The sequence below is a fragment of the Marinilabilia sp. genome (genome assembly GCF_016278715.1).
GTDB lineage: Bacteria > Bacteroidota > Bacteroidia > Bacteroidales > Marinilabiliaceae > Marinilabilia.
Map to the genome: position 1 here is coordinate 1 of NZ_JADQBH010000232.1, position 10,808 is coordinate 10,808.

General features: G+C 41.8%; 11 protein-coding genes. 3 read left to right on the forward strand and 8 right to left on the reverse strand.

The genetic code is table 11. From position 1 onward, the window contains the following. A partial coding sequence (locus tag QZZ43_RS14255) for a 5'-methylthioadenosine nucleosidase (protein ID WP_291860742.1) occupies nt 1–529 on the reverse strand: 529 nt, incomplete at its 3' end. A gap of 11 nt (nt 530–540) precedes the next feature. Continuing rightward, complete coding sequence (gene dinB / locus QZZ43_RS14260; RefSeq protein WP_291860744.1) at nt 541–1,608, reverse strand: DNA polymerase IV; 1,068 nt, start codon at nt 1,606–1,608, stop codon at nt 541–543. Nucleotides 1,609–1,935: 327 nt separating this feature from the next. Here dinB and mnmD point away from each other — a divergent pair, with 327 nt between their 5' ends. Together mnmD and QZZ43_RS14270 are read left to right on the forward strand one after the other, a co-directional pair. After that, complete coding sequence (mnmD, locus tag QZZ43_RS14265) at nt 1,936–2,616, forward strand: tRNA (5-methylaminomethyl-2-thiouridine)(34)-methyltransferase MnmD (RefSeq protein ID WP_291860747.1); 681 nt, start codon at nt 1,936–1,938, stop codon at nt 2,614–2,616. A gap of 99 nt (nt 2,617–2,715) precedes the next feature. After that, on the forward strand, nt 2,716–3,552 hold the full coding sequence (locus QZZ43_RS14270; protein ID WP_291860750.1) for an FKBP-type peptidyl-prolyl cis-trans isomerase: 837 nt from the start codon (nt 2,716–2,718) through the stop codon (nt 3,550–3,552). 301 nt (nt 3,553–3,853) lie between these two features. Here QZZ43_RS14270 and QZZ43_RS14275 read toward each other — a convergent pair whose 3' ends face one another. From QZZ43_RS14275 to QZZ43_RS14300, 6 genes are all read right to left on the reverse strand, one after another. Further along, nucleotides 3,854–4,159 carry a glycoside hydrolase family 3 N-terminal domain-containing protein gene (locus QZZ43_RS14275; RefSeq protein ID WP_291860772.1) on the reverse strand — a complete coding sequence of 102 codons (306 nt, stop codon included), beginning with the start codon at nt 4,157–4,159 and terminating at the stop codon, nt 3,854–3,856. Nucleotides 4,160–4,424: 265 nt separating this feature from the next. Beyond that, the gene (locus QZZ43_RS14280) at nt 4,425–5,630 is read right to left on the reverse strand and encodes a DUF4861 family protein (RefSeq protein ID WP_291860753.1); all 1,206 of its coding nucleotides are present in this window, start codon (nt 5,628–5,630) and stop codon (nt 4,425–4,427) included. 12 nt (nt 5,631–5,642) lie between these two features. Further along, nucleotides 5,643–6,446 (reverse strand): gluconate 5-dehydrogenase, encoded by an 804-nt coding sequence (locus QZZ43_RS14285; protein ID WP_291860756.1) that lies wholly within the window; start codon nt 6,444–6,446, stop codon nt 5,643–5,645. Between the two features lie 103 nt (nt 6,447–6,549). Next, nucleotides 6,550–7,386 (reverse strand): 5-dehydro-4-deoxy-D-glucuronate isomerase, encoded by an 837-nt coding sequence (gene kduI, locus QZZ43_RS14290; protein WP_291860759.1) that lies wholly within the window; start codon nt 7,384–7,386, stop codon nt 6,550–6,552. A gap of 203 nt (nt 7,387–7,589) precedes the next feature. Next, nucleotides 7,590–8,912 (reverse strand): BNR repeat-containing protein, encoded by a 1,323-nt coding sequence (locus QZZ43_RS14295; RefSeq protein WP_291860762.1) that lies wholly within the window; start codon nt 8,910–8,912, stop codon nt 7,590–7,592. A 182-nt stretch (nt 8,913–9,094) separates the two neighbouring features. Beyond that, complete coding sequence (locus QZZ43_RS14300; protein WP_291860765.1) at nt 9,095–10,132, reverse strand: LacI family DNA-binding transcriptional regulator; 1,038 nt, start codon at nt 10,130–10,132, stop codon at nt 9,095–9,097. A gap of 343 nt (nt 10,133–10,475) precedes the next feature. On the opposite strand from QZZ43_RS14300, the gene QZZ43_RS14305 reads away from it, so the two are divergent. Further along, nucleotides 10,476–10,808: glucuronate isomerase (locus tag QZZ43_RS14305; RefSeq protein WP_291860769.1), on the forward strand; the 333-nt coding region annotated here is incomplete at its 3' end.

A 10,808-nucleotide genomic window follows, 5' to 3' on the forward strand; every position in this document is an offset into this window, starting at 1 on the left:
TCTCTTTTATCTCTCCCCCTATTTTGCGAATGTTTTCCTCATCATGCTCCGGCATATCCAGGGAGTTTCCGGTAGTCACAATTCCAGTTTTAAATCCGAGCGATACCAAAGGAGATACGTCCCAGACCGGGAAATATCCGATACTCTGCTTATCCCAGCCAGCGATAGGAACTCTTCGATCGTGAAAGACCACATGTTCCCGACTGAGGAAAACATCACCAATTTCGGCACCATTCTCGCCAAAAGCACCGGCCGTTCCCGCATTGATAATTAACTGCGGGTGATACTTATCGACAGCAAACTGTGTAGCCAGAGTGGCAGCCTGAGTCCCAATAAGATCCAGTCCTGTCTCCGGATCTTTACCGTTAATCACCAACGATAGTTGAATGTTTTGATACTTTCCGGTCCATGCGCGCATGGGAAGATGGCTACAAAAAGAAAGATCTTCAACCAAACCCAGTGCATCAATAATAGGTTGAGCTTCGGCCCCCATGGCTACAACGAAGCAAATATTTTCAATTTTCTCCATTTCAGACTGTATTAATCAAAATCAATGGTCAGTTGATGAGGTCCGCTGTTTTCCTTTGGCGGGAAATTTGAAACAGAAATCCCAAGCAACCTGACCGGCTTTTCCAGAGAGGCCAAATTTAATAAATCCCTTACAACCGCTCTCAATTGACCAGGATTTTCCGTAGGCTCCGAAAAAGTCTGCGATCGGGTAATCTGGTCAAAGTCACTGTATTTCACTTTCAAGGTTATGGTTTTCCCGAAAGACCCGTGTTTTTTGATACGTTCCCATAAGCCTTTCTCCAGCATTTCCAGTTGAGTCAGCATTTCATCTCTGGTTGTAATATCTTCGTGAAAAGTATTCTCAATGCCCACAGATTTTCGTTCACGGTGCGGGATCACCGGTCTGTCGTCAATACCGTTGGCGATCTGATGAAAGAAAATTCCGGCTTTCCCAAAATTGCGAATGAGCATTTGAAGATCCGCATTTCTAAGATCCTCACCTTTAAACAATCCCAAATCATGCATTTTTCTTGCTGTGCGCGGACCAACTCCATAAAAGTCATCTACAGCCAACCGGTCAATAAAATCCTTAACAGCTTCGGGTCTAATCACAAAAAGTCCATTGGGTTTATCCTCATCAGAAGCAATTTTAGCCAGAAATTTATTAACACTAATACCGGCTGAAGCAGTCAGCCCCGTGGCCTCGAAAATCCGGCTTTTTATCTCCCTGGCAATGAGGGTGGCTGATGGAATTCCTTTTTTATTAGTGGTAACATCCAAAAAGGCCTCATCGATGGAGAGTGGTTCCACCAAATCGGTATAATCCCGGAAAATCTCCATAATCCGGGCGGAATCAGCTTTGTACACATCAAACCTGGACTTCACAAAAACCAACCCCGGGCATTTACGCGCTGCAATTTTGGACGGCATGGCCGAATGAACCCCAAAAACACGAGCTTCATAACTGGCAGCTGCTACCACTCCCCTATCACTACTCCCCCCCACTGCAACCGGTTTCCCGCGAAGTTCGGGTTTGTCACGTTGTTCAATGGAGGCAAAAAAAGCGTCCATATCGATATGAATGATTTTTCTAATCACAGTGCAAGTTTAATAAATATCCGGGATTGAATTAAGGGAATCAAAAGCTTCCTATCTTTGAAGGCGTAAAAAACTTTAACCGCCAAACAGGAATCGACACACAGGCGCAGCATCTGAAAGAACTGCCCTAAGAGATTTACCGAATCAACCTGACGTTTTTATATTTACAGTTAGTTAAAGCCAAAATGAAGACGAAAATGACGCAAAGTTTAATTATCAAAGAGTTGATCTCAACTTTTTTAATATTGAAAGTAACTCCCTAGAAGGAGCTTGCAAAAGGTTGACGGCGTATTTTCATAACAAACCTATTATAGAAAAAAAGAGGTCATGAGTAAACCAAATACCCCTATTGTGGAATTACGAACCAGCGAAGACGGTTCATCGACGCTTTATCGCCCCGACCTGGATGAGCACTATCATTCAATCCACGGTGCCATACAAGAGTCTATGCATGTATTTATTCGTGCCGGATTGGAAAAACATCCCGGTGGTTTGCTTAAAATACTGGAGGTTGGATTTGGCACCGGACTCAATGCACTGCTTACCGTTATTCATCAGGGCAACAAAAAAATCTTCTATCACGCCATAGAACGATTTCCGCTTGACGAATCTACAGTTTCGCAAATAAATTATCCGGAAGTTTTAAAAGAGCCCGCATCCAGGGATCTTTTTTTAAAGTTGCATCAGATACCATGGAACGGAGATTATGAAATCACCTCCCGATTTATTTTACATAAAGAAGCATCTGACCTGGCCGAATTCAAGCCCATTACAAGCTACGATCTGGTTTATTTTGATGCGTTTGGTCCGGATAAACAACCCGAATTATGGACTCCCGAAGTATTCAAAAAAATATCAGAAGTCATCAACCCCGGTGGCTTACTGGTCACTTACAGCTGCAAAGGAACAGTAAAAAGAGCCCTGAAGGATGCAGGGATGCAAATTGAAAAAATTCCGGGGCCTCCGGGAAAAAGAGAAATATTGAGAGCAACGAAACCTTCATCATAACAATTTTTCTTCAGTTTTTTATTAAATTTCGCCGTTGAAAAAATCTTTTTACATCACAAAACACTATTGAAATTAACCATTTAAACAAATTCTTAAGTTATGAAAGGCAAACAACTGATTATTGGCGTAATTGCCGCAATTTTTGCGATTACCGGATGTAACAAGGTTCCCCATACCGGCAAAGCCAATATGGAAACACAACTTGACAGTCTGAGCTATGCATTAGGTTTCTTTGAAGCCTCCGAATGGAAAAAAAGATTTGAGCAGGTACCCTTCGATACCATTAAATATAAAAAAGTAGCGCTCGCCTTCAAAAACTCAAATCTTGCGGATAGTTACCTTGAATTCAGAAAAGGTCAGTTTGACACCATCGACATTGAAATGTTCAAAAAGGGTTTCTTTAATGAACTTGCTTACGATAAATCCTACTTTACTGAAATCACTGCCGATATTTTTATCCGTAAAATATTTCAACAAGTGCTAAACAAAAAAGATAGTCTCAAACAAGTTGAAGCACAGAAAAACCTCGAAAAGGGACAAGCATTTTTGGAAGAGAATTCAAAAAATGAAGATGTGATTGTTTTGGAAAGCGGTCTTCAGTACAAGGTTATTAACGAAGGTGAAGGACAGAGCCCCACCATTAAGGATCAGGTTAGGTGTATTTACCATGGCACCCTGATTGACGGCACCGTCTTTAATAGCACAATGGAAAGAGGCGATACGGCCACATTCAAGTTAGACGAAGTCATTAAAGGATGGCAGGAAGCGCTACCGCTTATGAAGGAAGGTGCAAAATGGAAATTATTTGTTCCTTCAGACCTAGCCTACGGAAACAACGAAAGAGGAGAATTTATTAAGGGTAACGAGACACTGATTTACGACATTGAATTGATTGAGGTCATCAAACAAAAAAAGAAGAGCAACCAAAGAAATTAGATTGAAGCAGGCTGGAGATTGTCACCAATTTCTCTGCCTATAAACAACAAGCTGTTAGTAAAAATCAGAACAAGAGGCTTCTTCAATTTTAAAATTGAAGAAGCCTCTTATTTTTTAGATTAAAGCATCAATAGTTCATTAAAACTGGCTTGGTCAAATCTCTCTGTATAAATAAGTGGGCCATATCAATGACACGTTTTAAGCTATAGTTCTTTTGTATCATTATTCACTGCAAACCGAGAAAAAACTGAGATTGCTATCCTGCGTTCGCATTTTTTTTAACAAAGAATTAATGCTTGGCTCAGGCAGCAGATTTTATTATGTGGGGATGGTTACCCTGCAAACCTTTCACAAAAGCTTCTCCCAGAACTCCGGACAAATAAGGATCTTCACCATAAGTCTCCTGGCCGCGTCCCCACCGGGGATCACGAAAAATATTAACATTGGGGGACCAATAAGTCAGCCCCTGATATTTTTGCACTTCACCGCTCTTTTGGGCTTCATTGTAAATAGCACGCCCCTCGGTAGAGATAACGTCGGCAATCTCTCCAATTAAATCGGGATTGAAAGTGGCAGCCAAACCAACGGCCTGTGGAAAAACTTTCAGAAATTAAGAAACCCATCAGAAAACGTCCAGAAAAAGACCACTAACAAACTTTAATTGAGAGAATTTCCGAAAAAATAAAAAAGAGTGAACCCGTCTGGTAAGACAGCCCCACTCCTTTCACACACAACTAATAAAACCTATATAAAAACGCTCGCAATATAATCAAAGTTCTTAAATCTTTGAAAAAATAGTATCAAATTTTGCTCCAAAAGAAACAAATAAAAATAACACTACTATACGGAGGACAAAACAATCGGTTTTTTTTTTAATTGGCCAGTTTTGCCGAAGCCTCGGCAAGCTGTTGTTTAAAATAATCCTGAGTTTTGAACCCTTCGTCCTGATACTCCCAGCCACTAAAAAAATAATATTCGGATGGTTCACCCTCTTCCAGATCGATGGCTACCATGTGGGTTTCCACAATTCCGCTACCCTCATCCGGAGCAGTCCAGGTTTCAATAAATTCGTCATCAGGTACCAGAACCGCCATTCCAAGAACTTCACCCAGATAGGCCTGATTGCCATGCGAGGCAACAATCCGGAATCCGTTTTCTTCCATTGTAAAGGCTTCTTTCTGTTCCATATTTACAATGCCGGTAACAAGTTGTTCATCGCCCTGCAGTCCATCCACAGAGACTTTGCTTCTGTAAAAACGGTCCCCGGCATAAATAGAGATCTCATGTTCTATGTCATAGATTCTGTCGTTAACAGCCATCCCAAAATAATTTAATTTTAGGATGGCACGAACAGGCCCTTCTGTAATAAACTCGTAGGTTCCTTTTTCGCATTGACCTACTCTCACCACCTCACCGTTTACACGAATTCCAAGGGCACCTGCGCCGAGGGAGTTACCAACTTTCAGGATGTCCATTCCCCAGTCATCCAGTTCGTGGTAGTTCTGTCCCCGAATACCGGCCGAATCAAGAACCATTCCCGTTGTCGCCTTTCCAAAAATATCAATCCCGTTGCGGGCATCGTAGTAATTCCGAAAGCCCACCAGTTCATTTTCCCAGGCAGGACCTTCCATCTGGAAAACCCCTGAAATAGTAGGGCTATCCGTCGTTTTCAGACGATCTTCGGCAGACACTTCAGCATAAGGTTCTTCCACATAACCAAAACGGACATTGGTCCTTTTAGGAAAATCGGGAAGCTCATCCTCCGAAACTGCATTAAAATAGACAGTCTGAGGAACTCCGGCTTCCAGATTCACTAAAAAAGCCATTTCATCCCAGTTGCCATCCTTATCCAGGTCATCGAACTGAGCAGGAAGATTTTTTCCGTTGGCATCCACCACAATGATGTAGTTGTCTCCAACTTCCTCAGGCAAATATGAATTCACCTCCTCATAAGAAAGCACAACCGCCTTATCCTGAATCGTAGTATCAGAAGATACTTCAAACCCTTTCTGAGGAGCAGTACATCCCAATACGATGTATGTAGCAACAGAAAGAGCAAAAACTGATTTGGTTTGCATAGCTAATTCGTTTTATGGATTAACATCATTTTCGCCTTTCACGTAACCAAAATTGGCCAGAATACCCCCGTCCACATAAAGCACATGACCATTCACAAAATCACTCGCTTTACTTGCCAGGAACAATGCAGCATTACCAACATCTTCAGGCTCGCCCCATCGTCCTGCAGGGGTGCGCGTCATCACCAGGTCGTTGAAAGGATGATTCCCTTCCCGAATGGGTGCTGTTTGCTCAGTGGCAATGTATCCCGGGCCAACCCCGTTTATCTGAATATTGTACTTTGCCCACTCACAGGTCATGTTTGCAGTCAGCAACTTCAAACCACCTTTTGCCGAAGCATAAGCCGAAACTGAGTTACGGCCATAGACACTCATCATAGAGCACATGTTAATTATTTTTCCCGACCGGCGCTCTATCATACCAGGAGCCACACGTTTGGCTACAATTAAAGGAGCTACCAGGTCAACATCAATAACCTGTTTAAAATCTGCAACAGCCATATCCAGAATCGGAATACGCTTAATAATTCCGGCATTGTTGACAAGAATATCAATGGGGCCTACTTCTTTCTCAATAGTCGTAATTCCCTTATCGACTTCTCCCTCGTTGGTCACATCAAAAGTCAGGGTAAAAACATCAATGCCTTCTTTGGCGTATTCTGCCTTGCAATTCTCCAGCTTATCACCAGACAAATCATTGACGGCAATTTTGGCTCCTGCCTTCCCCAGGGTCTTTCCGATGGCCATTCCGATTCCGTGAGTTCCTCCGGTAACCAAAGCCACCTTTCCGGTTAAATCAAACAGTTCATTTATCATATCAAATACTTTTTTTTTAAGAATAAAAATCTTGGGTAAAAGGTTGTCAGCAAAACAATCGCCTACTGACAACATGGTTCAGTCAAGGTTGGTCTCTTTCAGGTTATTTCAACTCCTGCTGAGTCAAATGATTCATATCACTGTAATCCTTATTTTCACCAGCCATACCCCAAATAAAAGAGTAATTGGAGGTTCCCGAAGCACTGTGAATACTCCAGGACGGCGAAATAGCCACTTGCTCGTTCTTCATCCAGATATGACGTGTTTCGTTCGGTTGGCCCATAAAATGACAGATGGCCTCTTTTTCTGGCAATTCAAAATAAAGGTAAGCCTCCATGCGCCTGTTGTGAACGTGTGGGGGCATTGTATTCCAGGTACTTCCGGTTTTAAGTTCGGTAATTCCCATTTGCACCTGGCAGGTAGGAATGACATCACTCACAATGAGCTTATTAATTTTCCGTTCGTTGGACGACTCCTGAGAACCCATTTCTGCAACAACAGCCATATCCAGGGTTACCTTATTATTGGGATGTTTTGTGTGAGCTGTTGCACTATTCAGATAAAGATGAGCAGGTTTTTGGGGATCAACTGATTCGAATACAACCTCTTTATTTCCACTTCCAAGATAAAGGCCTTCCTTGTAACCCAATTCATAAACAGTTCCATCGGCAGTTACTTTTGCGTTGCCCCCAATATTTATAATTCCAAGCTCACGACGCTCCAGAAAATAGTCTGCCTTCAATTCATCAAAAGGCTCCAGTTTAAGCGGCTTATCAGTAGGAACGGCTCCACCAACAATCAATCGATCGTAAAGGGTGTAAACCACATTAATCTCTCCCGATGCCATTACATTTTCCATCAGAAAATCTTCACGGATACGCTTGGTATCATAATTCTTAAAATCTGCAGGATGTGCAGCATACCTAAAATCGTAATTCATAATACTATTTTTTAAAATTGTTAAACTTCTGTCTGAAAAATCAATATTTAAAAAAGGGATTAATCCCTTAAACCCTGATCCCGATTATGGTTTTGTAAGGTTTTGATTTTCCAAAACCAACAAAAACCTATTTCGGGACAAAAAAACTATTTCATGATTATGGCAACACTCGACAAAACCGTTTTCTATATTATTGTTCCTTCTTACAATTCAGGAAACATTAAAATCTTCACCATCTGAGGTTTCATCTCTTCCATATTTTCATTTCCTTGTCCCTGCCCCACATTCTGAACAAAAAGGTGTAACGCTTCTTCTCTCTTCCACATCCCTGTGTCGTAAGAAGGTTCCCACTGGCCAACTTCCACATCAGCAATAGTTTTTAAATCCCATTCCAAAAACTGACTTCCCAATTTTGCAGAAGCTATGCAAATCCTGTTCATCTGTTCCTGGTCTCTGTAAATCACATGCACTTTGGGAGATTGCTTTTCCTCAACAATTACCTGTGGCCGGCTAACAGGGATTCTTCTGCTGCCTTCACCTTTAAGGGTAAATGCCATTTTCCGATTTGAAATCCGGGACACTTCCCATTTTCCGTTTTTCAGAAATACCAGGAAAAACTGAGGAACCTGTTCTCCTTCGGGAGTCCAGTAAGAAGCAATAAATGGTTGTCCTTCTTTATCGGTAGCAATGGATGTCTGGTTAATCAGACTGCTGCCCTGGGGGATGTTTAATGCATATTCTGCATTTTGTGAGTTGATGGGCACTTCCAACTCTTCACCATCGCTTTTCTTCCATGTTTCGCCACCATCATCGGAACGGGCATAACAAAGATCATGGTTGGACATAACATCCCATGTTTCGCGCCACACCCACGACAAATGCAAAGAACCATCCTTGCCAGCACACATTTGCCAGTAAGCATTTCGTTCACCTTCTCCATCAATTAAGTTATCATGAAGACGCACCCATTTTTTCTGCTGGGTATCATATCGGTTCAGGACCAGATTTCCTCCTCCCGAGCCGCCATACCTGTAAGCAAACAATAAATCGCCGTTGGGTAAATTATAAAACTCAGGATAAGTTACGCCATTTTCTTCCAGGTTTCCAACCATCGGTTTCACATCCGAAAATTCTAAACCACCCGGTTCAAGGCTTCGGCAATATTTCAGGGGGCTATTGTGGTGATCCCAGGCCAGATGCAGATAACCATCAGCATCTACCATCATGCTGATAACATTGTGTGCATCAGCAACATTTCCCTGCATTCGGGTTTTTTGAACCTTCCACTCAGACGATTGCAAAGCCCTTTTTGCAACAACAACAAAACCGGTGGAGTCGTACCATGAAGCATACTGAAAATGCTCATTACTTACAACAGAATTTTTCCGGAAGATGGTTGCATTCACCGATGTTTTTGCCCATCCTTCACCCAGTTCCATTACACGTGGTTTTGATTGCTCAGTCTGCAGTGCACAGGACTGAATAACCATAAATACAGCAAGCAGATTTATTATTACAATTTTCATTTAAGTTTTTCTACGAATAAACAATCCAATATATTAGCTATTCTCCGTTATCCTGAAACTTCAGGCCTGCAAACAACTGATAATTAATCCATTAAAAAATCAGGAAAACAAAACACAACTCACTCATAATAAAAACCTTGCGTTATCGCGTCTCTGCGTTTAGGCTTTTTGAAACGGACTATTCAGACAACCGAATTCATTAACAAAGAATCCGAAACAGATGAGCGTCGCTGAATCAGACGTACAGCGATATGAATTTCTTCACTTAACAACTCTTCTTTACCTATATTTTCAATAACGGCTTTTGCAACCTGATTGCCCATCTCAAAAGCATTTTGCTCCACACTCGTAAGTGTTGGTTCCACCATCTCGGCAAATGGCTCATTGGCAAAACCTGATATTTTAACATCGTCCGGAATAGCCACATTAAACTCCTTGAGTTTTTGAATAGCTCCCAGGGCGGAAAAATCACTGGCTGCAAAAATCCCATCCACTTTTTGGGGAAGAACAATACTTGTGACAGCTTCCATACCCGCCTCCTGGATAATACAATTTTCCACAACCAGAGCGGGATCAAAATCAATTCCTGCCTGCTCCAGTGCATACCGATATCCGTCAAATCGCTCCTGATACACATTAACATGCAAAGCCCCTGCAAAGTGTGCAATTCGGGTACATCCGTTTTTAATCAAATGTTGAGTGCTACGCAAAGCCCCAAGAAAATTATCGTTAACAATACGGGGCCCGGCAATCAAACCCGATACACGGTCGAACTGCACCAATGGCACTCCTTCGTCAATCACCTTCTGAAAATGACTAAAGTCTCTGGTTTCTACCGAATGAGAAACAATAATTCCTGCAACCCTGTTGCGCAACAATGTGTGAAAGGCTTTCCTTTCATGTTCTTCCCGCTCATGGGTCTGAATAATTAACAAATTAAATCCGGCAGGATTGAGCAAGGCTTCCACGCCACTAATCACATGACTAAAGAAATGTCTATTAATACGGGGAACCACCATCCCAATGGTATCACTGCGCCCGCTCCTCAGGGAAGATGCAAGCACATTGGGCTGATACCCCATCTGTGCAGCCACCTTTAATACACGCTGCCTGGTATTCAATCCAACCCGGTTGTTACCCGCCAGCGCCCGGGAAACCGTTGAAGGAGTAACCCCCATTTCGCGGGCAATATCAGTAATTGTAATTCTTTTCTTGGCCATCCATTAATTATTACTTCGACAAAAATACAAACGTTTGCACAAAAAACACAAATTTTTAAAGGATTTTTTAAAATTTGAAAATTTCAGATAAAACAAACCACAACAATCAACCCGATAGAAAAACTGAAAATTCACAACCTCAACAGAGTAAAAAACAATCAATGTACATTCCTGTTTCAAAGCTACTTGTCGTTTAAATCAAACAAAAAACACCCAATTTTATATTAATCTGTCATCCTTTTTGGACGCAAAAATTAATCAAAAACTTGACCAAAGAAAAAGAATGCTTTATCTTCGTGTTCGTTAACGAAATCAGAAATCATCTTAAAAGTTCATTACAGATATGAAAAACTTCATTCATCCTGATTTTCTACTGGAAGGAAGAACAGCCCGTGAGATTTACCATGAGTATGCAGAAAACCAACCCATCATAGATTTTCATTGTCATCTTTCGCCTCAATTAATTGCTGAAGATCACAATTTCGACAATCTGGGACAGGTCTGGCTGCAAGGCGACCATTACAAATGGAGAGCCATGCGAACCAATGGAGTTGATGAAGAATATTGTACCGGAGCTCCAGGCTTTTACGACAAATTTATGAAGTGGGCAGAGACGGTTCCCCACACGGTCGGTAATCCGCTGTATCACTGGACACACCTGGAACTGGCTCGTTAT